The sequence below is a fragment of the Sulfurifustis variabilis genome, from assembly GCF_002355415.1.
Taxonomy (GTDB): Bacteria; Pseudomonadota; Gammaproteobacteria; order Acidiferrobacterales; family Sulfurifustaceae; genus Sulfurifustis; species Sulfurifustis variabilis.
The window spans coordinates 3,886,555-3,911,118 of sequence record NZ_AP014936.1 but is presented as its reverse complement, the minus strand read 5'-3'; the positions used below and the strand labels follow the sequence as shown (position 1 = coordinate 3,911,118).

Below are 24,564 nucleotides of genomic sequence, written 5' to 3'. Positions count from 1 at the left end.
CACGGGATTGCCGTGCGGGGTGCGACGGGCCGGTCAAACCGGCCCGCTTTTTTTACAGCCGGGAGAAGGCCCTTCGGGCGGCCTGCACGGTCGTCTCGAGGTCGACGTCCGAGTGCGCGGCGGAGACGAACCCCGCCTCGTACGCCGAGGGCGCCAGGTAAACGCCTTCGTCGAGCATGGCGTGGAAGAAGCGTCGGAACCGGTCGATGTCGCAAGCGGTCACCTGCGCGAACCGGGTGACCGCGGGCTCGGCGGTGAAGAAGAAGCCGAACATGCCGCCCACGGACTGCGTACTCAACGGCACGCCGGCGCGGCGCGCCGCACCGAGCAAACCTTCGGTGAGAGTACGCGATTTCGCCGCCAGCGCCTCGAAGAATCCGGGCTTGCCGATCTGGCGCAATGTAGCGATGCCCGCCGCCATCGCCACCGGGCAGCCGGAAAGCGTGCCCGCATGGAAGATGGCCCCGTCCGGGGTGATCCGGTCCATGATGTCCGCGCGCCCGCCGAACGCCCCCACCGGCAGACCCCCGCCGATCACCTTGCCGAGCGTCGTCAGGTCGGGCGTTACGCCGTAGAGGCCCTGCGCGCCACCGAGTGCGACCCGGAAGCCGGTCATCACCTCGTCGAAGACGAGGAGCGCGCCGTGGCGGGTGCACAGCTCCCTCAAACCTTGCAGGAAACCGGGAATCGGGGGCACGCAGTTCATGTTGCCGGCGACCGGCTCGACGATCACGCAGGCGATCTCGTCGGCGTGGCGCGCGAAAGCCTCCGCCACCTGCGCGAGGTTGTTGTACTCGAGATTGAGCGTCAGGTTCGCCAACGCGGCGGGTACGCCGGGCGACGACGGCACGCCGAGCGTCAGCGCGCTGGAGCCGGCCTTCACCAGCAGGGAGTCGCCACTGCCGTGATAGCAGCCTTCGAACTTGATGATGCGGTCCCGCCCCGTGTAACCGCGCGCGAGCCGGATGGCGCTCATGGTCGCTTCGGTGCCTGAGCTGACCATGCGCACCTTCTCGATCGACGGCACGAACGCACGGATCAGCTCGGCCATCTCCGTCTCGATCGCGGTGGGCGCGCCGAAGCTCAGTCCGCGAGCGGCCGCTTCCTGCACGGCCTCTACGACGGCCGGGTGTGCGTGACCGACGATCATCGGTCCCCAGGAGCCGACGTAATCGATATAACGGCGGCCGTCGACGTCCCACAGGTACGCGCCCTGCCCCCGCTCGAAGAACACCGGATCGCCGCCCACGCCCTTGAAGGCGCGCACGGCGGAATTGACGCCGCCGGCGATGGAACGTCGCGCGGCGTCGAAAAGTCGCGCGGACTCAGGTCGGGCTGTGCTTGGTTTCATCGGTTCGCTGCTCGAACAGTTGCGCGTAACGGCGGGCCGCCGCTTCGATGTCGGATTGCGCGAAAACGCCCGTGATCACCGCGAGCGCGTCGGCGCCGGCGGCGACCAGGCGCGCGCCATTTTCGGGCGTGATGCCGCCGATCGCAACCACGGGCACACGCAGACGCGAGCGGGCCCGCCGCAGCAGGTCGATGTCGGCGCGCACCGCCTGCGGCTTCGTCGGCGAGGGGAAGAAGCTGCCGAACGCGACGTAATCCGCCCCTGCCGCCTCGGCCTGGACGGCAAGCCCCAAGTCGTTGTAGCACGAGACCCCGACGAGCCTTCGCGGCCCGAGCCGCTCGCGCACTTTCGCGATCGGGGCATCGTCGCGGCCGACGTGGACTCCGTCGGCACCGACCGCCGCCGCGAGATCGGCGTCGTCGTTGACGACGTAGAGCACATCGTGTTGGCGGCAGACGGTCGCAAGGCTTTGCGCCAGGCGTTCGCGCTCGTCGGCCGGGCCCGTCTTGTTTCTGTACTGCACGAGCCTCGCCCCGCCCGCAATTGCCTGCGCCACCGCCTCGGTGAGCCGTTGCACGGAGATCACGTCGGTATCCGCGATGGCGTAGAGCCCGCGGATCGGGGGGCGGGTCATTTCAGCCGAGACAGGTCCGTCACGCGCCCCCAATAGAGCCGGTCGGGGATGTGCTGGCCCATCCCCAGCCGGTAACCGTGCTTCAGGGTGCTCCACGTGTAGTGCAGGGCCTGGGTGATGGCGTTCGCGGGATCGAGGCCGTGCGCGAGCACGGCCGCGCAGGCGGCAGCCAGCGTGCAGCCGGAGCCGTGATACGTCTGCGGAAGCCGTTCGAAGGTGAAGGTGTCGAGCAGGCGCTTGTTTCCGTAGAGCCGATGATGCACTTGGGGCGTGCGCTCGTGCGTCCCGGTGATCAGCACATACTCGCTCCCGAGCGAGAGCAGTTCCTGCGCGCAGGCATCGAGGGTATCGGCGTCGGGCGCGAGGCGGCGCGCCTCCTCGCTGTTGGGCGTCAGGAGCAGCGCCCGCGGCAGCAGCAGCACGCGCAGCGCCTCGTCCAGGGGCTCCTCGCTGAGCGGATCGCCACGACCGGAGCTCGCCACCGGATCGACGATGAGGGGGATGTCCGGGTAATCGTCCGCAATGCTCGCGATCGCGCTTGCGATCGCGGAGTTGCCCATCATCCCGGTCTTGAGCGCGGCGACCGGCATGTCCTCGAGAATGGCGCGCGCCTGCGCGATCACGAGCTCGGGCGGGAGCGACATGAACTCCTTGATGCCTGTCGTGTCCTGCGCGGTGATTGCCGTGACGACCGGCGCCGGGTGGCAGCCCATGCTGGCGATCGCCAGGATGTCGGCAGGGAGGCCGGCGCCGCCGGTCGGATCGCTGCCGCCGAAGACAAGGACGACCGGAGGAGCCGTTCGCATCAGGCGAGCGCCTCGCGCACTCGCCGCGCAAGCGCGCGAATGAGAAGCGGGTGGGCATTGAGCGCGGGCGCGACACGGTAGTGCGCGATGCCGCGCTTGCGCGCGAGCTCGGCATACGTGATACCGAGCTCGAACAGCGTCTCGACATGGTCCGAGACGAACGCAATCGGATAGACGAGCATCTGCTTCGTGCCCGCGGCCGCCTTTTCGCGGATGACATCGTCGGTGTACGGCCGCAGCCATTCGAGCGGTCCGACGCGACTCTGATAGCAGAGGGCGACGTGCGGCCAGCCGAGACGCGAGCGTACCGCCGCGTACGTGGCTTCGATGTGGTCCCGATAGGGATCGCCCGCGTCCACGACTTTTTTCGGCAAGCCGTGCGCCGAAAAGAGCAGCTCGATGCGCTCGGGATCCGGGACAGGAAAGCGGGACATCTCGTTCTCGATCGAGTCGACGATCGCCTGATGATAGTCCGCGTCGTCGTACCACTCGCGGATCAGGCGGAGCTCGGGACGGTACGAAGCCCGCTCGCACGCGCGACGAAAATCGTTGTACGAGCTGCCCGTGGTGGTGACGGAATATTGCGGGTAGAGGGGCAGCAGGACGACGCGCGTGTACCCCGCGGCCTTCAGCCGGCCGACGACCTCGGGCGCCATCGGGTGCCAGTAGCGCATACAGACGTGCACGTCGGCAAGCGGGGCGTTGTCCGATCCGGCCGGGAGCGCGCGGCGGGTTCCCGCGACACGCGCCAGCTTGTCTTCCTCGTCGGCAAGGGCGTGCTGCAGGGCCTGCGCCTGAACGAGGGTGTTCTCGAGCAGCGGCGACTTGCCGCCGATCGCCGCGTAGCCTTTGGCGGCCTCGGGCGCCCGCCTCCAGGCGATCAGCGCGGCCAGCGGTTTCTGCAGCACCGCGCCGAGCGGAAACTTGAAGATGTCCGGGTCGGCGAAGAGGTTGTACAGGAACGGCCGCACCGCCCCGAGGGAATCGGGTCCTCCCAGATTGAGCAACACCACCGCGGGACGACGGTCCATTCGCTGCCGGCCGGAAAACCGGTGATTCTACCGCTGCAGTTCCGGTTTCACCATTTCGCCTGGGATGGGAGAATGCCGGCGCCGCCCTTTTCCGCGGCGCTTTCCCGGTACCATTTGTTCGGAATCCGGCGCGACGGGCCGGAGTCACTCTTGATGCGAGGATCGATGAAGGCCTACATGTGCGTCGTGTGCGGTTTTATCTACGAGGAGGACAAGGGCTTGCCCGAGGAGGGCATCGCGCCGGGTACCCCCTGGGAGGATATTCCGGAGAACTGGAAGTGCCCTGAGTGCGGCGCGGCGAAAAGCGACTTCGAGATGGTCGAGATCTGACTCAGCGTCAGAAGGACCCGCCGAGCGTCACGCCCAGGACGTGGCTCTCGCTTCGATACGTGCCCTCGAACAGGCCCGTGTCGCCGAGCCCCGGGATGTCGTCCTGGACGGTGTCGGTGACCCGTCGCGAATGTCCACGCACGTACTGGTAGGCGAGATCGAGCCGCAAGCCGCTCCGCAAGAGGAAACCCATCCCGAACCCGACCCGCGTCATCGAAAGATTATTGATCGTCGGCGCCGCGTCGCGCTCATCGACCGGCGAGGGGTCGTAGGCGATGCCTGCGTAGACGACCCGGTCGCCCCTGATCTTCCAGCGCGCACCCGTTCTGACGGACAGGGCATCGTCGAAATGGCGAGCGTTGCGGCCAAAATTGAGAATGCTTCCGTCGTCGCGAACGATGGTCAACTCGTCGATGTACGACCAGCCGAGCCAGTCGAGATCGACCTCCCACCACATGTTCGGGCGCACCTCGAGCGCTACGCCGACCTGCAGCCGGGCCGGCACGTGGATGTCCGCCCTGCCGTGCATTTCCGAAGGTTCGCCGATACGTCTCGTCTGCCCATCGATCTCCGTATGCGTGCGGTGGGTGTACGCGGCACCGAGCGCGTAGCCGCCCGAACGATAAACAAGACCGAGCTGCGCCCCGATCGAACGGCCGTCGCCTTCGGCACCGCCGATGTCGCTCACATCGCGTGCCTCGACGTACTGGTAAAACACGCGCGCACCGAGGTCGAGACGATCGCCGGCCCGCCAGGCTATCGCCGGTCCGGCGCGCACCACCGTGATCTCCGCCTCGCGGGCGACATCCTGCGCCCCCGGCGGTCCGAGGTTGGTTTCGAACGCATGGTCGGGCCACTCGAGCGCCACCCCGAAAGGCGAGTCGACCGCGAAACCGACCGCGAGCCGTTCGGAACGGGCAAAGCCGAGCGCCAGGAACGGAATGACGGGATAGCCCGTTTCGGCAGAAAGGGTGTTCGGGAGCCGGGCGTCCGGGGCCAGGTCCATGTCGACACGCCCGAAGAGCGCACCGGCCTCCCAGCCGGAAGCAGGGGTATCGGGGCCCAGCAGGTTCGCCGGATTGATGATCTGCGCCGAAGGGCCGTCTGCCAAGGCCACGTTCGCATCGGCCATGCCCAGTGCGGCGGCATTGGACCGGGGTAGTGAGTTGTAGCTCGCATAGGTATAGTGGGACGCCGTCGCGCCGAGCAAAAGCGCAACCCCGATCAACACTTTCACGGATTCTTCCCCTCGCCGCGATTTCTTTCCGCGTGTCCTAAGTGATAGCCGAGAGGCGGACACCCCGCAAACTGCGGCGGCGTGAGCTATAACAAAGTAGGCCCCGATCGAAGCCTGCGAGAGCGAGCCCGATGAATTCCGAATATCGCGAGGAGGTCCTGCGCCAGCTGCGTCACCCGGGGGTGAAGGGCGACATGCTGATCGAGCGGTTCCTGGCGCACCCGAACGGCCCCGGCGGCTGTTTGCCCTACACGAGGGACGTTGCCGCCGCGATGTCCCTGCTGCCCAAGGGCGTGCATTTCCTGTGCGGCTGCTTCGAGGGCGGCGAACGGTACTGGTGCGACGTGGGTTTTCGCCCGCAGGTGCAGGCGTGGGGGGAAAACCTGGCGTGTGCCATCGCCGGCGCCGCTTTCTCCTACCGGACGCACCCGGACGTCGTCGCCGGCCGGGCCGTCGGTCCTGGCTCCGTCAGCACGGGCGGGCTCTAGCTTTTCCGCCCCGACAACCCGTACCGTTCCAGCTTGTAGTGCAGCGTGTTGGGGCGAAGCCCCAGGAGCCGGGCGGCCTTCGACTTGTTTCCGCCGCAGCGCTTGAGCGTTTGCTCGATCAACCTCGCCTCGAACTCCGCCACGTATTCGTCCAGCGAGCGGTCCTGCTTGGCGAGCTCGACCTCGGGCTCGCTCGAGGGCGTTCTCTCCGCCGACATGAGCCGCGCATATATCGCGGCCCGGAGCGCGGACAGGTCGACGGGGAACTGACTGCCCAGGAGCTCGTCCGTCTCGGACTGCGTCAGGTACCGCGGCGTGCGGCTCTGCAGATTGAACTGCAGGGTAAAGAAGTGAACCATCAGCGGAATGTCGCCACGGCGGTCGCGCAAGCCCGGGATCTCCAGCAGGAGGGGGCGGAAGGGCCGCATCAGCTGCTCCGGACTCCGGCCGCTCTCCGGCCGGCCCGCCGCGACCAGTCTGACCTGCGAAAGTCCTTCGGTCCGGCTCACGATCTCGTCCCATAACGCGTTCGGCAGGGCGCAGAGGTTGTCGATCATCAACGTCCCCCCGCGCGCCTGATCGATCAAGCCGCGCAGGGCTTCGATGCCGCTCTCGGGTTCGTCGCCCAGCAGCGCCACGCGCACGGTGACGAAAGCATGGCGGCTGTCTCCGTGGCGATGCATGTAGTGGGCGAGGGCGATCGCCTCACCCGCGTCGTCGCTCTTGATGAACACCGGATCGAGCAGGCCGGCCGCGCGTCTCGCCTCTCCCATCAGCGCCTCGAAGGCCGCGCTCCTGCCCATCAGCGGGTAGTCCGTTCCGGTCGCGTGGACGGCGTGACCGAGCTCGATCAGCGCCTGGGCCTTGCGAGCCAGTGCCTCGTCGCTCGTATGCGGGGGCAAGACCTCCACGGGCACAGACCGGAGCTCCTGACGCTGTTCGAAGGCGAAATCGCGCGCGCGATCGCCGTAGAAGAGAACCGCCCTTGGTCTGCTCTCGCTCGTCAGTACGGCGAGCAGCCGTCGCTCGAGCGCGGACGATTCCGAATCCAAACCGCATATCAGCAGGTCGGCAGGCGGTTGGCGTCGGAAGCTCGCCGACTCCGGGCCGGCGAAATGCTCCATCTGCGGGAAGTGGCTGCGCAGACGCTTGAGCATCTCCTTGTCGCGCCCAAGCAAGGTAACGGCCGACATGGTGCGAGTGCGGGCGGCAGCCTCGAGCAGGCTGTCGGCCGGCTGCTCGCGCAGCAGCCGGGTGTTTTCCTGACTCAGCATATCGACGCGCTGCCGGGTCGACGCCAGTGCCGCTTCCAGCGTCTGCAGGCGATGTTCCAGCGTTTCGATCTGGCGCTGTGCGTCGGCGAGCTGCGTCCGCATGGTGAGGAGCTTGTCGAGAAACAGCTCCGCCATCTTGTCGAACAGCTCTTCAACCAGGCGGAAGTCGAGCGGCGTGTAAACGTGCTCGCTGAAGGAATCGCCGAGCAGCAGCCAGCTGGAGGCATTCTGGCTGTGCGGGTAGAAAGGCACGATGGCGGCGATCCCGTGCTGGCGCATGAGCGCGTAGGTGTCCGGACGGCTGTCGGCGATCTCGTTCGCGACCACGATGTGATCGATGTGGCGCAGACGATCGATCGAAATCCCGGCCATCTGCCTCGCTCCCGCGGCGGCGAGGACCGGGCGCGGCCCGCCCAGAAGCGCAACGGGGCAACGAAGGGTTTCCGCCAGACGCTCGATTGCCTGGTTGACCGAAACGAGGTCGGCAATCTCCGCGATCATCGAGCGGATGCGGCCGTAGAACGCGGTCTTGCGCTTCCGGATCTTCGACCACGGGATGAAGAACTGGATGTCGAACAGGCGATGCTGATGAACCGCGTACGTCGTCACGGCCAGGAAGAAGGTCGCCGCAATCGGGAACGTGACCGGGGTGTTGAGCCAGTTGCTGCCGTAGTGCATCAGGACGATGTTCGCCACGACCAGCAGCGCCATCGGCGACGTGCCGAGCAGCATGTACTGGCACTGGAGGCGACGCTGCCGCAACTGCTGCCTCATGGAGCCGTAGATGAGCAGCGTGATGACCGCGACGAAGGCCGAAACGGCGTAGAACTCAAATAGTATGTAAAGCGGGCCGGGAAGCCGGTAGTAGCTGTACCCCAGCGGCGCGAAGCCGGTGATCAGCAGGTCGGTGCCGAGGAGCAGGACCTCGAGCACGACCATGTAACCGTAGAGCCCGACGAGTGCCCAGGAATAGCCGCGCGGCCGCCGGACGGGGTCGTTGTCCAGAGCGAGCGAAAGCGCAACGTGCACGAAGACCGCGAGCGCGACCGTGGCGACGGCGAAGTACGCGAACGCGTCGAAAAGCGGTATGCCCTCTCGTCCATGAAAGAACACCATGATCTCGGTGACGTTGTGGACGGCCAGGACAAAGAGCAGGAGAAGGAAGACCCGGGTCTGCCTGGTACGGATGGTGGAGTACCCCGCGTAGACCATCAGAATGATCTTCATCCCGAGGGCGATGACCGCGGGCAGGCTCAACAGTATCCAGTTGTGTTCCATGGGGGTTCCGTTCCCTCGCCGTTTTCAAGCCTTGTTTACAAGAAGTAGCAGATGTCCCGAAGTATTTCAGAAATCGTGCCAACCAGGGGTCGGGCTAGGGTCAGGCGGCGTCCCATACCATGGCGGCCTGGGCGATGCTGATCCCGCTGCCCGTCCCGGAAAGATAGATCCTTTCCCCGTTGGTTAGCTTTTTATCCTTCATTAACAACGAGATATTTACAGGTATGGTGGCCGAAATGATGTTTCCGAGGTAATCGACCGTAATCGGGATGATTTCCAGCGGGACTTGGGCCACCTCGGCGTGCTTGCGCACGGAGCGCAATCCGACCTGATGGGGGATATAGCGACTCAGCTCCGAGGGTTGCCACCCGAGGTGCTCATGCATGAGGGCCTGGTACAACGGGCCCACCAGCCTCGTGGTCTCCCTCACGATCTCCGTGATTTTGGTGACCAGATGCGTGTCCTCACCGTTGTCCCCGCACACGCACAGCCCGTTGTGCTGTCCCTGCGACTGTACAACGAAGCCCTTGATGCCGGTCTCCGGGTCGAGCTTGGGACCCATGACGGCCGCGGCCCCTGCGTCACCCAGGGTGAGGGCGGCGGCCAGGTCGCTGAAATCGCCGTTGTCCGGCAGTTCCGCAAGCACCCGGAGCGCCTTGCGGATGTAGTGGTTGCCTCGCTCGCCCGTTACGACGAGACCCCGCCTGGCCTGGCCGGTGGCGATCAGCGCGTCCATCAAATGCATGCCGTTCATGAACCCGAGGCAGGCGTTCGAGACGTCGAAGGCGATGGCATTGCGCGCGCCGATCTTGTCCTGGACCACGTGTGCCGTGGCGGGCTCGACGTGGTCGCGGAGCACCCCGCAGTAAATGATCGCGTCGATCTGGGACGGCGAGACCTCGCCGAGTTCCAGCGCCTCGCGGGCCGCCGCGACGGCCATCTCCGAGGATTTGAAATCGGGCGGCGCGAAGCGCCGCTCGCGGATGCCGGTGGTGCGCTCGAGCCACTCGTAGGGGAGTCCAAATCGCTCCCGCGATCGGAACATCTCCATGAGCTCTCTCGAAGAGAGCCGCTCCGGCGGGAGATACATCCCCGTGCTGATGATCCGCGAGTGGCCAACGCTGTGCATGTACATGATTTTGCTCCCGCGACCCGCCCGGTCGCGGCTTACGCCGGCCATGCGGGCATTCCCTCAATCGGTTGCTGATCATAGATTCAAAGCATTGAAAAGATATACCCCCATTCCTTCGGCCCGTAATTTCAGATGCTTAGATTTCGTTGAGGGATTGCATTAAAGTCGTCTAAGGAGGATACCCGCCGGCGATTGACCGAACAGGGTCGATTCCAAAGGGCTTTGGGGAGCAGCCGTGGCATACGCATACATTGCGCTGACGATCATCGGGGCCTGGGTTCTCGCCTTTGCGAATGCGCCCCTCACCGTCTGGCTTCTGATCGTCGCGCTGGCCCTCGGCGTCGTCACCGTCAGCCAGGCGTCCTTGAGCGTCCCCCTGGCGATAGCGTGGGTTGTGCTGCTGGTCATCGGGGCGATCTTCGCGGTTCCTCCTGTTCGCCGGCGCCTGATCAGCGACCGTCTGTATCCCCGCTTTCGCAAGGTGGTCCCGCCGATGTCCTCGACCGAGCGAGAAGCGCTCGAGGCGGGAACGGTATGGTGGGAAGGGGAGCTTTTCGGCGGCCGGCCGCACTGGAAGCGGTTGCTCTCGGTGCCGCCGCCAAAGCTCACGCCGGAGGAACGTGCGTTCCTCGACGGACCGGTCGAGGAGCTCTGCCGCCTGGTCGACGACTGGGACATCACCCACGTCCGGCGGGACCTCCCGCCCGAGGTCTGGGCCTTCCTCAAGCGCCACCGCTTTTTCGGCATGATCATTCCGAAGCGTTACGACGGCCTCGAGTTCTCCGCCCTCGCGCACTCGGAGGTGGTGATGAAGCTCGCCAGCCGGAGCGTCACCGCCGCCGTCACCGTCATGGTCCCCAACTCGCTCGGCCCGGCGGAACTGCTGCTGCACTACGGCACCGACGCGCAGAAGGACTACTACCTGCCGCGCCTGGCCCGCGGCGAGGAGATCCCGTGCTTCGCCTTGACGGGCCCGGAGGCGGGCAGCGACGCGAGCGCGATGCCCGACTACGGCATCGTGGCGCGCGGGCAGTTCGAAGGTCGGGAGGTGATCGGCATCCGGCTCACCTGGGAAAAGCGCTACATCACCCTCGGCCCGGTGGCGACCGTGCTCGGTCTCGCCTTCAAGCTCTACGATCCCGAGCGCCTGCTCGGCGGCGAGGTCGAACGCGGTATCACGCTCGCGCTCATCCCGACGACGACGCCGGGGGTCGTGATCGGCGAGCGGCACAATCCGCTCGACATTCCTTTCCAGAACGGCCCGAACAGCGGCCGCGACGTGTTCGTGCCGCTCGAATGGATCATCGGCGGCAAGGACTACATCGGCCAGGGCTGGCGCATGCTCGTCGAGCGGCTCGCGGTCGGCCGCGGCATCTCGCTGCCGGCGCTCAGCACCGGTTCCGGGAAGCTCGCCTCGCGCGCGACCGGCGCCTACGCGCGCGTACGCAGGCAGTTCAAGGTGCCGATCGGCCGATTCGAGGGTGTGGAGGAGGTGCTCGCGCGCATCGCGGGCCAGACCTATCTCATGGATGCCGCGCGCACGCTGACGGTTGCGGGAATCGACCTCGGCGAGCAGCCGGCGGTGGTCTCGGCGATCGTCAAATACCATCTGACCGAGCGCATGCGCCTGGTGGTCAACGACGCGATGGACATCCAGGGCGGTTCGGGCATCTGTCTCGGACCGCGTAACTTCATGGGCCGAGGCTATCAGGGGCTGCCGATCAGCATCACGGTCGAGGGCGCGAACATCCTCACGCGCTCGCTCATCATATATGGACAGGGTGCCATCCGATGTCACCCTTATCTTTTCAAAGAAGTGCAGGCGGTCGCGAGCGCGGATACCGAGCGCGGTCGCGTCGACTTCGACCGCGCGCTCTTCGGCCACATCGGTTTCTTCATCAGCCGGTTCGCGCGGGCGTTGTGGCTTTCGCTCACCGGCGGCCGCCTCGCCTTCATCGCCGTGCGCGGACCGGCGCGCCGCTATGCCGGGCAGCTTCATCGGCTGAGCGCCGCCTTCGCCTTCGCCTCCGAGCTCGCGATCGCCACGCTCGGCGGCTCGCTCAAACGGCGCGAGAAACTCTCGGGTCGGCTCGCCGACGCGCTGAGCCTGCTGTATCTCGGGTCCGCCGCCGTCAAGCGTTTCGAGGACCACGGCCGGCCGGCAGAGGACCTGCCTTTGCTCGCCTGGGCTTGCGAGGACACGATTTACCGGACGGAGCAGGCGCTCGTCGGGCTGCTGCGCAATTTTCCGAGCCGTCTCGTCGCCGCCATCGCGCGCCTCGTGATCTTCCCGTTCGGACCGCGCGCCAGGCCGCCCTCGGACCGACTCGGCGCCGACGTGGGCCGGCTTCTGCTCGCGCCCTCCGCCGCGCGCGACCGTCTCACCGCGGGCATATTCGTGCCTGGCGATCGCGAATCGGCGGTGGGCCGAATCGAGCACGCGCTGCCTCTGGTGGTCGCCGCGGAGTCGATCGAGCGTAAACTCCAGGGGGTCGGTGAGGGCGAAGGGGTTCTCAACCCGGACGCCGTGCTCGAGGCGGCTCGCGCCCAGGGTCTGATTTCCGAGGAGGAGGCGAACCTCGTGCGCGAGGCCCGGATCGCGCGCCGGGCCGTCATCATGGTGGATGCCTTCGCGCCGTCGCAGTTCTGACGGCGCAAGCGGACAGGAGGAGACATGTCAGCAAAGCCGGTTTTCCTGGTCGACGGCGCGCGCACGCCCTTTCTCAAGGTGCGAGGCGAGCCCGGTGCCTTCAGCGCAGCCGATCTCGCGGTCGCGGCCGGGCGGCCGCTCCTAGCACGCATGCCGTTCGGGCCGGACGAGGTCGACGAGGTGATCGTCGGCTGCGTGATCCCGGCGCCCGACGAGGCCAACGTCGGGCGCATTATCGCGCTGCGCCTGGGCTGCGGCCGACACGTCCCCGCGCAGACCGTGCAGCGCAACTGCGCTTCGGGCCTGCAGGCGATCGCGACGGCGGCCGAGCGCATCGCGCTGGGCGAGGCCCACCTGATGATCGCCGGCGGCACCGAGGCCATGAGCCGGTCGCCGATCCAGTGGAACGTCGCGATGGCGCGGTGGCTCGGCGGCGTCATGCGCGCGAAGGGTCTGGGCGGGCGCATGAAGGCGATCGCGCGCTTTCGGCCGTCGCACCTGCAGCCCGTGTACACGCTCCTCCTCGGCCTCACGGACCCACTCGTCAAGCTCTCGATGGGCCAGACGGCCGAGGTGCTCGCCCACCGGTTCGCGATCTCCCGCGAGGCGCAGGACACCTACGCGCTGCGCAGTCACCAGAGGCTCGCCGCGGCGTTCGACGCGGGACTGCTTGCGGATGAGGTCGAGACGCTCTACGAGCCGGGCGGCAAGTTCCATACCGAGGACACGGGCCTGCGGCGGGACACGGACCTCGAGCAGCTCGGGAAGCTCAGGCCCGTCTTCGATCGCAAGTACGGGTCCGTCACTTCGGGCAACAGCTCCCAGGTGACCGACGGCGCGGCCATGGTCGTGCTCGCGAGCGAGGAAGCGGTCGCGCGGTACCGGCTGCCGGTTCTGGCCGAGCTGCTCGGCCACGCGTGGGCCGGTGTCGATCCGAGTCAGATGGGCCTCGGACCGGTGCATGCGGTCGCCCGCCTGCTGGCCGCGCGCGGCGTCAAGATGGCCGACCTCGCTCAGATGGAGCTCAACGAGGCCTTCGCCGCCCAGGTGCTGGCCTGCCAGGCGGCGTGGGACAGCGCGGACTACGCGAAGCGGGAGCTCGGACTGGACCGGCCGCTTGGCGCCATGGACCCCGAACGTCTCAACCCGGAGGGCGGTGCGGTCGCCTCCGGCCACCCGGTCGGCGCAAGCGGGGCACGGCTCGTGCTGCACCTCGCCAAGTCGCTTCAGCGAAAGGGCGGCGGGCTCGGGATAGCGACGTTGTGCATCGGTGGCGGCCAGGGGGGCGCGATGCTCGTGCGCGTCGGGGGAGCGGCCGCATGAGCGCCGAACCGAAAGCCGCGGCCGCGGTCGACGCGTCTGCGCCGGCGTTCCGGCACTGGCGCATCGAGCTCGGCGCCGTAGACAGCGCCGGACGGCTGGTTGCGGCGGACGCCGAACGCCAGCTCGCGCTGCTCACGCTCGACGTCGAGGGCCAGTCGGCGAACACGCTGTCGCAGGAGGTGCTGCGCGAGTTCGACGTGGTCCTGAGCGAGATCGCCGGGCGGCCGCTGCGCGGAGTGATTCTGCGTTCCGGAAAGCCCTCCGGATTCGTCGTGGGCGCCGACGTCCGCGAGTTCGAGCATTTGAGCGACGCGTCCCAGGCGGCAGGGCTTGCCCGTCTTGCGCAGGAGATCTTCAACCGTCTGGAGGCGTTGCCCTACCCGTCGGTGGCCCTGATCCACGGCTACTGCCTCGGCGGGGGGCTCGAGCTCGCACTCGCGTGCCGGTATCGCATCGGGCGCGAAGACGCGGCGACGCGTCTCGGGCTGCCCGAGGTGAAGCTCGGCATCCATCCGGGATTTGCCGGCACCGTCCGCGCCCCGCGGCTCATCGGCCATCTCGCGGCTCTCGATCTCATGCTCACCGGCCGCACGGTCTCGGCGCGCGAGGCGCGCCGCCTCGGGCTCGTCGACGACGTGGTCCCCGAGCGTCATCTCCTCCAGGCCGGACAGTCCTTTCTGGAGAAGCGGCCGCCCCCGCGCCGGCCGGCGCGCTACAACGGCCTCCTCGGATTGGGGGCCGTGCGCCCCTGGGTGTCGCGCCTGCTCGAGAAGCGTGTGCGCGCGAGGGTGAACCCCGATCACTATCCGGCCCCGTACCGCATCCTCGAGCTCTGGAGATCGAACGCCTCGCAAGAGCGCGAGGCCGAGTCGCTCGGCGAGCTTCTCGTGGGCCGTACGAGCCGAAACCTGGTGCACGTGTTCCTGCTCGGCGAGGCGCTCAAGCGCGCCGGGCGCGAGCACCCCCACGACATCCGGCGTGTGCACGTCGTCGGGGCAGGGACCATGGGGGCCGACATCGCCATGTGGGCCGCATCGAAGGGGTTCGTCGTGACCCTGCAGGATCAGAAGCCCGAGATACTTGCCCGTGCCATGGCGCGGGCCAGCGCTTTCTGCAAGAAGCGGCTCAAGGACCCGCGTCAGGTGCAGGAGACGATGGACCGGCTGATGCCCGACCTCGCGGGCCACGGCCTGCGCCGGGCGGAACTCGTGATCGAGGCGATCGTCGAGAAGATCGAACCCAAGCAGGCGCTCTTCCGAATGATCGAGGAACGCGCGCCCGCGACCGCGCTCTTCGCCACCAACACCTCGAGCATTCCGCTCGAGGTCCTCGCCCAGGGGCTGCGCGACCCCACGCGGCTCGTGGGCCTGCATTTCTTCAACCCGGTCGAAAAGATGCAGCTCGTCGAGATCGTGCGCGGCGAGCAGAGTGCGGAGGCGGCGCTCGACCGGGCGCGCGCCTGGACCGCCGCCATCGACCGCCTTCCGCTCGACGTCAAGAGCAGCCCCGGCTTTCTGGTGAACCGCATCCTGATGCCGTATCTCCTCGAGGCCGTGATCCTGGTCGAGGAAGGCGTGGCGCCCGAGGAGGTCGATCGGGCCGCGGTCGAGTTCGGGATGCCGATGGGGCCGATCGAGCTGTCGGACACGGTGGGACTCGATATCTGCCTTTCGGTCGCCGAGATGCTCTCGGGCCCGCTCCACATCGACGTACCCGCCCGGCTGCGGGAGCTGGTCGAACAGGGACGGCTCGGCAAGAAGAGCGGCGAGGGGTTCTACCGGTACACGGGCAAGGGGAGGTCGAAGCACGCTCGTCGCGGGAAGGAGCGGCGGGGACACGTTCCCGTCACCGAGCGGCTCATCCTCAGGCTCTTGAACGAGGCGATGGCCTGCCTGCGCGAAGGCGTCGTGAAGGACCCGGACGCCGTGGACGCGGGCATGGTCTACGGCACCGGCTTCGCGCCGTATCTCGGCGGCCCGATGCGGTACGTCGAGAGCCTCGGGGAGACGGGCATCGGCCACAGCCTGTACCGGCTGTCCCAGGAGTACGGCGATCGCTTCACGCCGGACGCCGGCTGGTCGCGACCGGAGCTGCGCGCGCGTTGAGTGTTTGCACGGCCGGGAGCCCGGGGTTAGATTGATCCGGCGACGATGGCGGCGCATGAGCGCCGGTCGACGCCGTAAACAAGAACCAACAGGAGAGGTCTCATGCGAACCACCATTTCGCGAACGCGGTACGCGCGCGCCATCCTCGCCGGTACCGCCGCAACGCTCGTGTTCGTCGCCGCCCCCGTCCGCGCCGCCTTCTTCCAACTTGCCGAGAACAGCCCGGCCGGTCTCGGCAACGCCTTCGCCGGCGGCGCCGCCATCGCCGAGGACGCGAGCACGGTCTGGTACAACCCGGCCGGCCTCACGCGTCTGACCGGCACGCAGCTTGTCGTAGGCGGGCATTTCATACAGCCTTCGCTCGAGTTCAACGGGAGTGCGAGCACGGCCATTCCCTCGCCGATCACGGGCAGCGACGGCGGAGATGCCGGTGAGTCGGCGTTCGTGCCCAACCTCTATCTCTCGCACCAGTACGGTAACGGAATCAGCACCGGCATCGGCATCAACGCGCCCTTTGGTCTCGCTACCGACTATGAGAACGACTGGGTGGGCCGCTATCACGCGGACCGCTCGGAGATCAGGACGATCAATATCAACCCTGCAATCGCCTACACCGTCAATGAAATATTTTCTATCGGAGCTGGCCTCAACTGGCAGAGGCTGGACGCGGAACTATCCCAAGCAGTCGATTTCGGCACCATTTGCGGCGGCTTCTGCGGGGCTCCGGCAGGGAATGACGGAAAAGCCAAAGTGGAGGCAGATGACGATGCTTGGGGCTACAACCTTGGATTACTGTGGCAGGTTCGGGACAACACGCGCCTGGGTCTCCACTATCGCTCGAAGCTCGATTTCACAGTCGAAGGCGATTTCGACATAACGGTTCCAGCCAGTGCGGCAGCCGTACTGCCCTTGTCCACTCTCGGGCTCGTCGATTCGGGCGCCTCGTCGGACGTTACGTTGCCAGCGACCCTCTCGCTCAGTGCGTTTACGCAGCTTAATCCGGCTTGGGCGATCATGGCCGACATTACTCGTACCTACTGGAGTGACCTGCCCGAGTTGCGCATCGAATTCGACAGCAATCAACAAGACTCGGTAGTTACCCTTGATCTCGAGGACGTTAACCGTTACTCGGCGGGCGTAATCTACAGCCCTGGCGGTGCGTGGATTTATCGCGCAGGTGTGGCGCTCGACAAGACGCCAACCCCAAGCGCCGATGTCCGTACGCCGCGCTTGCCTGACGAGGATCGTCGTTGGATTTCTCTCGGGATAGGTTACAAGGTCTCCGAGCGCTTGAGCTTCGATGCGGCTTTTACATACATCGGCATCGAGGACGCGAAGGTGAACAAGAGCGCAACTTTGGCGGCGACGGACGAGAATCGATTCCGTGGCAATCTCGTTGGCGAGTACGAGGCAAGCACCACCATCCTGAGCGCCCAGGCGCGCTGGAACTTCTGACGCCGCACAACATGACCGGGGCGATTCGCCCCGGTCAACTTCATTCTCCCATGAAGCTCACCGACGACTCGAATCTGTCCGACCTGTTTCTGGCGCGCATCGCGGAGACGCCGGATGCACCCGCGTATCGCCAGTACACCGGCGAGAACTGGGTCGACATGACCTGGGGCGAAGTGGGGCGCGAAGTGGGACGGTGGCAGGCGGCGCTCCGCAAGGAAAACCTGCGGCCGGGCGACCGCGTCGCCGTCTGCCTGCGCAACCGCACGGAATGGGTCCTGTTCGATCAGGCGGCGATCGGGCTCGGCCTCGTGACCGTGCCGCTCTACTTCGACGACCGCCCGGAGAACATGGCGTTCTGCATCAACGATGCGGGCGCGCGCGTGCTTTTTCTCGAGAACGGCGCCATCTGGCCCGCGATGCGCGAACAGGCGAAGACAATCGAGCGCGTGGTCTGTCTCAACGCCATTCCCCCCGACGACACGCGGGCCCTCGCACTGCAGCACTGGCTGCCGCCCGAGGGAGCGGCGCCCGCACGCTCGCCCGCGCGGGCCGACGATCTCGTGACGCTCGTCTACACGTCGGGCACGACGGGACGGCCGAAGGGTGTGATGCTCTCGCACAAGAACATCCTGAGCAACGTACTCGCGGCGATGAAAGCGATTCCGTCGCGCGCCTCCGATCGTTTCGTGTCCTTCCTGCCGCTGTCGCACATGTTCGAGCGCACCTGCGGCTACTACACCGCCATCTGCTGCGGCGGCCAGACGGTGTACGCGCGCGGGATCTCGGTGCTGGCCGACGATATCCGCGAGCAGCAGCCGACGGTGCTGATCGCCGTCCCGCGTATCTTCGAGCGCATCTGGGGGCGGATGCAGGAGCAGATGCCAGCCGGTTCGCCGAAGCGGCGGCTGTTCGACAAGTCGGTCGAGGTCGGCTGGCGGCGGTTTCAGGGCAAGGCGGGCGCCATGGACCGGCTGCTGTGGCCGGTGCTGCGGGCGCTCGTCGCCAAGAAGCTGTATCACCGCCTCGGCGGTCGCATCCGCCTCATTATCGTCGGCGGCGCCGCGTTTTCGCCGGATCTCGCGCGCGTCTTCATCGGTCTGGGCCTGCCCATCATTCAAGGCTACGGCCTAACGGAAACCGCGCCGATACTGTGCGCCAACCGCGAGCACGATAACGACCCCGCGTCGATCGGCCGACCGCTCGAGGGAATCGAGATGCGCCTCGACGAGAGCGGCGAGATACTCGCGCGCGGCCCGAACCTGATGCTCGGCTACTGGAACAAGCCCGAGGCGACCGCGGCCGTCATCGACAAGGACGGCTGGTTCCATACCGGCGACCTCGGGCGCGTGCGCGACGGGCGCTTCTACATTACCGGGCGCCTGAAGGACGTGATCGTTCTTTCGAACGGCGAGAAGGTATCGCCGACCGATGTCGAGCAGGCGATCCTCATGGACCCGGCGTTCGAGCAGGTGATGCTCGTGGGCGAGGGTCGCCCCAAGCTCGGGCTGATCGCAGTGAGCTCCGTCGAGAGCGAGGCGGAGCTGTGCGAGCGGGCCAACCGCCAGCTCCACGGCTTTCCCGGCTATACGCGCATCCACCACGTCGCGCGGATCGTCGGGCCATGGAGCATCGAAAACGGCCTGCTCACGCCGACCATGAAGGTGAAGCGCGGCGAGATCGAACGGCGCTTCCGCGCCGAGATCGAGGCGATGTACCGGCGCGATCTCCGGACGGCGGGCGGGACCTAGCCCGGTCGCCCGGTCGCCCGGGCGAAGGCTTCGCGGTGGACGGCGAGGTCTTTCGCCGTCAGCAAAAACACGCTCTCGTCCCCGCTCTTCGTCGTAAGCCAGAGAAACGGCACCTCCGGCAACGCCGCCTGCAGGGCGGTGCAGCTGTTGCCCACCTCCGCGATCAGGATGCCGCCGGCCTCCAGGTGTTCCGGCGCTTCGGCGAGCAACCGCAGCACCGTCTCCAGGCCGGTGTCGCCGGACTCGAGCGCGATCCGCGGCTCATGCCGGTACTCCGCCGGCAGCTCCCGCATCTCCCAGGCGGGGACGTAGGGCGGGTTCGAGACGATCACGTCGTAGCGCCGACCGGCGAGCGCGGCGTACAGGTCGGAGCGGACAAGCGCGACCCGATCGCCGACGCGGTGACGCTCGACGTTGACGGCGGCCACCGCCAGCGCGTCGGGGGAGATATCGACCGCGTCCACGCGCGCGTCCGGGAAGGCATGGGCGACCGCGATCGCGATGCAGCCGCTGCCGGTGCAGAGATCGAGCACCCGGCGAACGCGTTCGGCCGCGATCCACGGCTGAAAGCGCTCGCCGATGAACTCGGCGAGGTGCGAGCGCGGAACGATGACACGCTCGTCCACGTAGTAACGCCGGCCCGCGAACCACGCCTCCTTGAGCAGATACGCGAGGGGCGTGCGCTTCGCGACGCGTTCCGCGGCGAGCGCCTCGATGCGCGCGCGTTGTGCCGTGGTCGGGTACCGCCCCAGCGCGCCCTCGAGCTCATCGGGCGCGAGATCCAGGGCCGAACCGACGAGCCAGGCCGCCTCGTCGAGCGCACTCTCGGTGCCGTGGCCGAAGTGGAGGCCGGCATCGAGAAAGCGCGCTTCGACCCAGCCGATCCAGTCGGCTACGGTCCGCGGCGTGCCCGGGGACAATTCAGCCGCGCAGGCGCGCGAGGTCGGCGCGCACGTGCTCCGCCGAGCGGCGGAACTCCTCGGCCTCGGCGTCGCTCAGGGGCAGCTCGATCACGCGTTCGAGCCCCCGCTCCCCGAACACGACCGGCACGCCCATGCAGATGTCCTCGAGCCCGTATTCGCCCTCGAGCATCGCGACCGCCGGGAGGATCTGGCGGCGATTGCGGCTGATGGCGTCGACCATCGAGGCGACCGCCGCGGCGGGCGCGTCGTAGGCACTGCCGGTCTTGCGCAGCGAGAGAATCTCGGCGCCGCCTTCGCGCGTTCGTTTCACGATCCGCTCGATCCTGTCATCGCTCATGAAATGGGCGATCGGGATTCCGTTGATCGTGGTGTAGCGCGTCATCGGAACCATCGTGTCGCCGTGACCCCCGAGCACCATGGCGGAGATGTCCTTCACCGAGAAGCCGGTCTCCATCGCGATGAAGCTCGCCATGCGCGCGGAGTCGAGCACCCCGGCCATGCCGAAAACGCGGTTGCGCGGCCACCGCGAGCGCTTCGCGACCGCGTAGGTCAGTACGTCCACCGGGTTGGTGACCATGAGCAGCATCGCCTGCGGCGCGACCTTGAGCATCGCGTCGACGATGCCGTCGATCACCGCGAGATTGGTGTCGAGCACGTCCGACCGCGACATGCCCGGCTTGCGCGGCACGCCGGCTGTGACGATCACCATCTGCGAATCCGCCATGGCGGCGAGGTCGTTCGAGCCCGAGAGCTTGGTGTCGAACTCGAAGATCGGGGCCGACTCCTGGATGTCGAGCGCCGTTCCCTGCGGCATGCCCTCTTTGATATCGATGAGCATGATTTCACGGCAGAGCTCGGCCTTGGCGAGGTTGTGGGCAGTCGATTCCCCCACCCGTCCCGACCCGACGATCGTGATCTTCTTCATGGCGCCATCCCCGGTGGTTGGTTCGTCTCAGGAAGGTTGCTCAAAAAGCCCCGCGTCGGCAACCGGCAGGCAGCCGCCCCCGCAGGTCCCTGCCGCGCGACCCGCCGCCGTGCGGCAGGCGCGTCCGGGGCACGGGCCCGGCCGCTCGCCGTACCGGTTAGGTGCGCCGCCCGGCGCTCAGGTTCCGTACTTCGCGTAGTGCTCGGGGTAGCTCGACCGGGCAACGCCGCTCTCGATCGCGGCACGGGCGACGGCGGCCGGGATGACCTTGAGCAGCCGCGGGTCGAGCGGCTTGGGGATGATGTAGTCGCGCCCGAACTCAAGGCGGTCGAGATGGTACGCGCGCAGCACCTCGGGCGGCACCGGCTCGCGCGCCAGGGACGCCACCGCGCGGACGGCCGCAAGGCACATTGCCTGGTCGATCCGGCGCGCCCGGACATCGAGGGCGCCGCGGAAGATGTAGGGGAAGCCGAGCACGTTGTTGATCTGGTTCGGGTAGTCCGTCCGCCCGGTGGCCATGATGAGATCGCCGCGCGTGGCGTGCGCGAGCTCGGGCAGCACCTCGGGGTCCGGATTCGCGAGCGCGAACACGACCGGGCGCGGCCCCATAGCCTTCAGCATGTCCGGCGTGACGAGGTCGGCCGCCGAAACGCCGATGAATACGTCGGCATCGCGCAAAGCGTCGAGCAGCGTACGGCGGTCGGTGTCCTGCGCGAACTCGCGCTTGTAGGAGGACAGATCGGAGCGGCCCTTGTGCACCACCCCCTTCGTGTCGACGAGCAACATGCGTTCGCGCTTCGCGCCGAGCGCGATGAGCAGCCGCATCGAGGCGATGCCGGCGGCGCCCGCCCCGAGACACACAATCCTGGCGTCCTCCAGGCGCTTGCCCTGAAGCTCGGCGGCGTTGAGGAGCCCCGCGGCGACGATGACGGCGGTGCCGTGCTGGTCGTCGTGGAACACCGGGATGTCGAGCCGCTCGGCGAGGGTCTGCTCGATCACGAAACAGTCGGGCGCGCCGATGTCCTCCAGATTGATGCCGCCGAAGGTCGGCGCGATGTTCGCCACGGTCTCGATGAACGACTCCACCGACGGGGCGCTCACCTCGATGTCGAAAACGTCGATGTCCGCAAAGTGCTTGAAGAGGACCGCCTTTCCTTCCATGACGGGCTTCGAGGCGAGCGCCCCGACCTTGCCGAGGCCGAGGACGGCGGTGCCGTTCGTGATGACCGCCACGAGGTTCCCCTTCGCGGTGTAGCGGTAGACGGCCTCCGGATCCCGCGCGATCGCGCGCACGGGTTCGGCGACGCCCGGCGAGTACGCGAGTGCGAGCTCCTGCTGCGTCGTGCAGGGTTTCGTGGGAATGACCCGGACCTTACCCGGGGTGGGCAGCGCGTGGTAATCGAGCGCGGCCTGTTTGAGATCTTTGCCCATTGTTCTCTCTTGAATACGTTATACGTAGTTTATTCGATGATCTTGACGAGCTCGCCCTTCCGCGGCTCCCCGTCCGGGAAGCGATCGTTGATGAGGCGAAGCACGGATTCCGCGTAGTTCGTGACCGGCGAGCGCTTCGCCAGCCCGGCGAAGGTGTCCCTCGGCCCCGCCGTCACCACCCGGATGCGCAGCCCCTCCGCGATCCGCTGCTCCTCCGCGGTGAGGGGGTGCAGGCTGGCGGCCACCGCGAGGATCACGGGATCGTGCGCCGACAGATCCTTCTTGCTCGCGCCGAAGAACGTGAACGCGCGGTTCCCCTGGAAGACCACCGCCACGCGGGCGTCGCGCCGGCCGAACGGGGTGCTGAGGCGGGCGATCCCGCTATGGGAAGGCAGACCGATTCCCGGTACCGGCTTTTCGTCCTTCATGTCGTCGAGCTTGAGGCGCGTCTTCATATAGTCGCGCGGTGTCCCGCGCTTGTTCAGGTCTTCGGCCCGCATCTGCACAACCGCGTCCCGCCCCGCGTCGAAAGCCGTCACCGCGCTCGGGCTGTTTTCCACCCGCCATCCCTCCGGAAACGTGACGGCGAAATTCATCTCCCGGTGATAGAAGCTCGCCCCGTGCCGGACCCCGCTTTTCGCGCTGTCGCCGAAGACGAGACCGTCCAGGTGCTTCAGATACTCGTCGCGCCCGAGGCGCGGCTGGTCGGTCACGGCATGCCTGCGCGCCTCGGCGACCACCTCCTGCAGCCGCGTGTCCGCGCTCGGGTGCGTCGCGAAAACGCCATGATAGATGCGCGGCTCCCGCCCTTCGGCTTTCGCCCGCTCCTTCTCGAACTCCTCCTGGTTCTTGAGCACCCCGACCACCTCGATCATGGCATTCGGGTTGTAGCCGCTGCGCGCCAGATACTCCGCCCCCAGCCGGTCCGACTCGAGCTCGTGCTCCCGCCCATAGCCGCTGATCAGCGCGTTCCCGATGATGTTGAAGAGGTCCTGCCCCGCCTGCGTCCGCAGAAAGATCGCGGCCGCCACGCTCGCCGCCGTCGCGGCGCTGTACTGCTTGACGCTGTGCCGGGCGGTCACATGGCCGATCTCGTGCCCGAGGACCGCCGCCAGCTCCGCCTCGGACTGCAGGTAGGCGAGGATTCCGCGCGTGATGTAGATGTAGCCGCCCGGCAGGGCAAACGCGTTCACGTCCGGACTGTCCAGGACGGCGAACCGATAGATCAGGTCCGGCCGATGGCTCTGGGCGGCCAGCCGCTCGCCGACCCGCTGCACGTAGGCCTGAAGCTCGGGGTCATCGTAGAGCCCGAACTGGGCCCGTATCTTCGGGTCGTTCGCCCGCCCGAGCTCGATCTCCTGATTCTCGGAGAGCAGGACGAAGTCAGGGGAGCCGCTGACCGGGTTCGTGGCGCAACCGGCAAGGGCTACGGACAAGACCAGTAAAGCGAGCGTACGCATCAGTGCAGGACTTCGATCATTGCCGGGTGCGAGATGCGCAACCGCAGCAGACCCTTATACTCCCCCACCCAGCCCCTGGCCACCAGCCGGCGGCCCACGTAGGTCTCCGGGGCGCGCGGGAAATACCGCCAGTCTTCGCGGGGCACGACGATGCTCGTACGGCCACCCAGTTCGAGGCGTACGAACCGCTTCGTATAGCGAACCCGCTCGACCCGGCCTTCGATGCGTCGGAACCCGGTGTCGCCCGGCGCCAGTCGCACAGCCGGGACCGCGCGATAGGACGGGTCGCTCCAGACGCCCCGGCGCGCTTCGCGCGCAGCCCGCTCGAGCTCCCGATACCGGGACAGCCGGGCGAGGTTCGGGGGGATCGCCACGTACCACGCGAGACCCTCGGCGAGGAGGTATTCCTGCAGCTCCCGGCCGCCCTCCAGCACGACGTAGGCGAGACTGCGGCCGTGGCGGTCTTTCCGCTCCGCGTCGAAGACCAGAACGATCTCGCGACCCTCGGCAAGCGCCGCGGTCCGCGCCCGCGCCTCGACCGCGCCCGGCTGGTGCGCGGCGCCATCACGGCCGAACTCCGGTGTGTTGATGCCGATCAGACGGACCTGGCGGCCGTCGCTGAGCAGCAGGCTGTCTCCGTCCAGTACCCGGGCGACCCGGACCGTCTCGCCGTCCGCCCAGGCCGTAGAGGCGAGGGCCAGGGCCCAAACGAAAAGGGCGCTCCATCGGAGCGCCCTCGGGTTCGGACCGCGGGCCAAGCTACTTCTTGGCGTACTTCTGGCGGAACTTCTCGACCCGGCCCTCGGTATCCATGATCTTCTGTTTACCCGTGTAGAACGGATGGCAGTTGGCGCAGACTTCCACGTGCATGTCGCGGCCGACCGTGGAGCGGGTCTTGAAGCTGTTCCCGCAGGCGCAGGTGACAGTGATCTCTTTATAGTCCGGGTGAATGCCGGCCTTCATGGCTAACCTCTGAGGGGGCG

Annotated in this window: 20 protein-coding genes; 7 read left to right on the top strand and 13 right to left on the bottom strand. The window is 67.3% G+C overall.

The genetic code is table 11. The features are described from left to right. Positions 1-52 precede the first annotated feature (52 nt). From hemL to hemH, 4 genes are read right to left on the bottom strand one after another with little or no spacing between them, the layout of a single operon-like run. Positions 53-1,351: a glutamate-1-semialdehyde 2,1-aminomutase gene (gene hemL / locus SVA_RS19010; protein WP_096462708.1), complete on the bottom strand. Its 1,299-nt coding sequence runs from the start codon at positions 1,349-1,351 to the stop codon at positions 53-55. Then, complete coding sequence (gene thiE / locus SVA_RS19005; protein WP_096462707.1) at positions 1,326-1,985, bottom strand: thiamine phosphate synthase; 660 nt, start codon at positions 1,983-1,985, stop codon at positions 1,326-1,328. Before thiE ends, hemL begins: the two co-directional genes overlap by 26 nt. Then, a complete protein-coding gene (thiD, locus tag SVA_RS19000; RefSeq protein ID WP_096462706.1) occupies positions 1,982-2,791 on the bottom strand; it encodes a bifunctional hydroxymethylpyrimidine kinase/phosphomethylpyrimidine kinase in 810 nt (269 codons plus the stop codon). Before thiD ends, thiE begins: the two co-directional genes overlap by 4 nt. Continuing rightward, positions 2,791-3,822 carry a ferrochelatase gene (gene hemH / locus SVA_RS18995; RefSeq protein ID WP_096462705.1) on the bottom strand — a complete coding sequence of 344 codons (1,032 nt, stop codon included), beginning with the start codon at positions 3,820-3,822 and terminating at the stop codon, positions 2,791-2,793. Before hemH ends, thiD begins: the two co-directional genes overlap by 1 nt. 165 nt (positions 3,823-3,987) lie before the next feature. On the opposite strand from hemH, the gene SVA_RS18990 reads away from it, so the two are divergent. Further along, entirely contained in the window at positions 3,988-4,152 is a 165-nt protein-coding gene (locus SVA_RS18990; RefSeq protein ID WP_096463042.1) for a rubredoxin, read from the top strand. 7 nt (positions 4,153-4,159) lie between these two features. Here the strand turns inward: SVA_RS18990 and SVA_RS18985 are convergent, their stop codons facing one another. Beyond that, positions 4,160-5,389: an OmpP1/FadL family transporter gene (locus tag SVA_RS18985; RefSeq protein ID WP_148665563.1), complete on the bottom strand. Its 1,230-nt coding sequence runs from the start codon at positions 5,387-5,389 to the stop codon at positions 4,160-4,162. Between the two features lie 131 nt (positions 5,390-5,520). Here SVA_RS18985 and SVA_RS18980 point away from each other — a divergent pair, with 131 nt between their 5' ends. Next, complete coding sequence (locus tag SVA_RS18980; RefSeq protein ID WP_096462703.1) at positions 5,521-5,877, top strand: hypothetical protein; 357 nt, start codon at positions 5,521-5,523, stop codon at positions 5,875-5,877. Here SVA_RS18980 and SVA_RS18975 read toward each other — a convergent pair. Both SVA_RS18975 and SVA_RS18970 read right to left on the bottom strand, forming a co-directional pair. Next, positions 5,874-8,429 (bottom strand): helix-turn-helix domain-containing protein, encoded by a 2,556-nt coding sequence (locus SVA_RS18975; protein WP_096462702.1) that lies wholly within the window; start codon positions 8,427-8,429, stop codon positions 5,874-5,876. The two genes, SVA_RS18980 and SVA_RS18975, sit on opposite strands and share 4 nt — an antisense overlap. A gap of 100 nt (positions 8,430-8,529) precedes the next feature. Further along, complete coding sequence (locus SVA_RS18970) at positions 8,530-9,564, bottom strand: 3-oxoacyl-ACP synthase III family protein (RefSeq protein WP_148665562.1); 1,035 nt, start codon at positions 9,562-9,564, stop codon at positions 8,530-8,532. Between the two features lie 232 nt (positions 9,565-9,796). Between SVA_RS18970 and SVA_RS18965 the strand changes: the two genes are divergently transcribed. The 5 genes from SVA_RS18965 (at position 9,797) to SVA_RS18945 (ending at position 18,842) form a co-directional block, all read left to right on the top strand. Then, positions 9,797-12,211, top strand: coding sequence for an acyl-CoA dehydrogenase (locus tag SVA_RS18965; RefSeq protein WP_096462700.1), 2,415 nt, complete (start codon positions 9,797-9,799; stop codon positions 12,209-12,211). Between the two features lie 24 nt (positions 12,212-12,235). Next, positions 12,236-13,534 carry an acetyl-CoA C-acetyltransferase gene (locus SVA_RS18960; RefSeq protein ID WP_096462699.1) on the top strand — a complete coding sequence of 433 codons (1,299 nt, stop codon included), beginning with the start codon at positions 12,236-12,238 and terminating at the stop codon, positions 13,532-13,534. Continuing rightward, positions 13,531-15,639: a 3-hydroxyacyl-CoA dehydrogenase NAD-binding domain-containing protein gene (locus SVA_RS18955; RefSeq protein ID WP_096462698.1), complete on the top strand. Its 2,109-nt coding sequence runs from the start codon at positions 13,531-13,533 to the stop codon at positions 15,637-15,639. Before SVA_RS18960 ends, SVA_RS18955 begins: the two co-directional genes overlap by 4 nt. A 102-nt stretch (positions 15,640-15,741) precedes the next feature. Further along, positions 15,742-17,094: an OmpP1/FadL family transporter gene (locus tag SVA_RS18950; protein WP_096462697.1), complete on the top strand. Its 1,353-nt coding sequence runs from the start codon at positions 15,742-15,744 to the stop codon at positions 17,092-17,094. A gap of 50 nt (positions 17,095-17,144) precedes the next feature. Further along, positions 17,145-18,842 carry an AMP-dependent synthetase/ligase gene (locus tag SVA_RS18945; RefSeq protein WP_096462696.1) on the top strand — a complete coding sequence of 566 codons (1,698 nt, stop codon included), beginning with the start codon at positions 17,145-17,147 and terminating at the stop codon, positions 18,840-18,842. On the opposite strand, the gene prmB is transcribed toward SVA_RS18945, so the two are convergent. From prmB to rpmE, 6 genes are all read right to left on the bottom strand, one after another. Continuing rightward, positions 18,839-19,762 (bottom strand): 50S ribosomal protein L3 N(5)-glutamine methyltransferase, encoded by a 924-nt coding sequence (prmB, locus tag SVA_RS18940; RefSeq protein WP_096462695.1) that lies wholly within the window; start codon positions 19,760-19,762, stop codon positions 18,839-18,841. The two genes, SVA_RS18945 and prmB, sit on opposite strands and share 4 nt — an antisense overlap. Position 19,763: 1 nt before the next feature. Further along, positions 19,764-20,690, bottom strand: a complete 927-nt coding sequence (gene mdh, locus SVA_RS18935) for a malate dehydrogenase (RefSeq protein WP_096462694.1) — start codon at positions 20,688-20,690, stop codon at positions 19,764-19,766. Between the two features lie 177 nt (positions 20,691-20,867). Continuing rightward, positions 20,868-22,121 (bottom strand): malic enzyme-like NAD(P)-binding protein, encoded by a 1,254-nt coding sequence (locus tag SVA_RS18930; RefSeq protein WP_096462693.1) that lies wholly within the window; start codon positions 22,119-22,121, stop codon positions 20,868-20,870. A 29-nt stretch (positions 22,122-22,150) separates the two neighbouring features. Next, positions 22,151-23,581, bottom strand: coding sequence for a M48 family metalloprotease (locus SVA_RS18925; RefSeq protein WP_096462692.1), 1,431 nt, complete (start codon positions 23,579-23,581; stop codon positions 22,151-22,153). Next, positions 23,581-24,339, bottom strand: a complete 759-nt coding sequence (locus SVA_RS18920) for a thermonuclease family protein (RefSeq protein ID WP_169924194.1) — start codon at positions 24,337-24,339, stop codon at positions 23,581-23,583. The genes SVA_RS18925 and SVA_RS18920 overlap by 1 nt, the downstream gene beginning before the upstream one ends. Position 24,340: 1 nt before the next feature. Next, on the bottom strand, positions 24,341-24,544 hold the full coding sequence (gene rpmE, locus SVA_RS18915; protein ID WP_096462690.1) for a 50S ribosomal protein L31: 204 nt from the start codon (positions 24,542-24,544) through the stop codon (positions 24,341-24,343). Positions 24,545-24,564: the final 20 nt, after the last annotated feature.

Bases quoted from the DNA above. Each gene is read 5' to 3' on its own strand.
- hemL (WP_096462708.1), bottom strand. From the start codon at position 1,351: ATGAAACCAAGCACAGCCCGACCTGAGTCCGCGCGACTTTTCGACGCC.
- thiE (WP_096462707.1), bottom strand. From the start codon at position 1,985: ATGACCCGCCCCCCGATCCGCGGGCTCTACGCCATCGCGGATACCGAC.
- thiD (WP_096462706.1), bottom strand. From the start codon at position 2,791: ATGCGAACGGCTCCTCCGGTCGTCCTTGTCTTCGGCGGCAGCGATCCG.
- hemH (WP_096462705.1), bottom strand. From the start codon at position 3,822: ATGGACCGTCGTCCCGCGGTGGTGTTGCTCAATCTGGGAGGACCCGAT.
- SVA_RS18990 (WP_096463042.1), top strand. From the start codon at position 3,988: ATGAAGGCCTACATGTGCGTCGTGTGCGGTTTTATCTACGAGGAGGAC.
- SVA_RS18980 (WP_096462703.1), top strand. From the start codon at position 5,521: ATGAATTCCGAATATCGCGAGGAGGTCCTGCGCCAGCTGCGTCACCCG.
- SVA_RS18975 (WP_096462702.1), bottom strand. From the start codon at position 8,429: ATGGAACACAACTGGATACTGTTGAGCCTGCCCGCGGTCATCGCCCTC.
- SVA_RS18970 (WP_148665562.1), bottom strand. From the start codon at position 9,564: ATGTACATGCACAGCGTTGGCCACTCGCGGATCATCAGCACGGGGATG.
- SVA_RS18960 (WP_096462699.1), top strand. From the start codon at position 12,236: ATGTCAGCAAAGCCGGTTTTCCTGGTCGACGGCGCGCGCACGCCCTTT.
- SVA_RS18955 (WP_096462698.1), top strand. From the start codon at position 13,531: ATGAGCGCCGAACCGAAAGCCGCGGCCGCGGTCGACGCGTCTGCGCCG.
- SVA_RS18950 (WP_096462697.1), top strand. From the start codon at position 15,742: ATGCGAACCACCATTTCGCGAACGCGGTACGCGCGCGCCATCCTCGCC.
- SVA_RS18945 (WP_096462696.1), top strand. From the start codon at position 17,145: ATGAAGCTCACCGACGACTCGAATCTGTCCGACCTGTTTCTGGCGCGC.
- mdh (WP_096462694.1), bottom strand. From the start codon at position 20,690: ATGAAGAAGATCACGATCGTCGGGTCGGGACGGGTGGGGGAATCGACT.
- SVA_RS18930 (WP_096462693.1), bottom strand. From the start codon at position 22,121: ATGGGCAAAGATCTCAAACAGGCCGCGCTCGATTACCACGCGCTGCCC.
- SVA_RS18925 (WP_096462692.1), bottom strand. From the start codon at position 23,581: ATGCGTACGCTCGCTTTACTGGTCTTGTCCGTAGCCCTTGCCGGTTGC.
- rpmE (WP_096462690.1), bottom strand. From the start codon at position 24,544: ATGAAGGCCGGCATTCACCCGGACTATAAAGAGATCACTGTCACCTGC.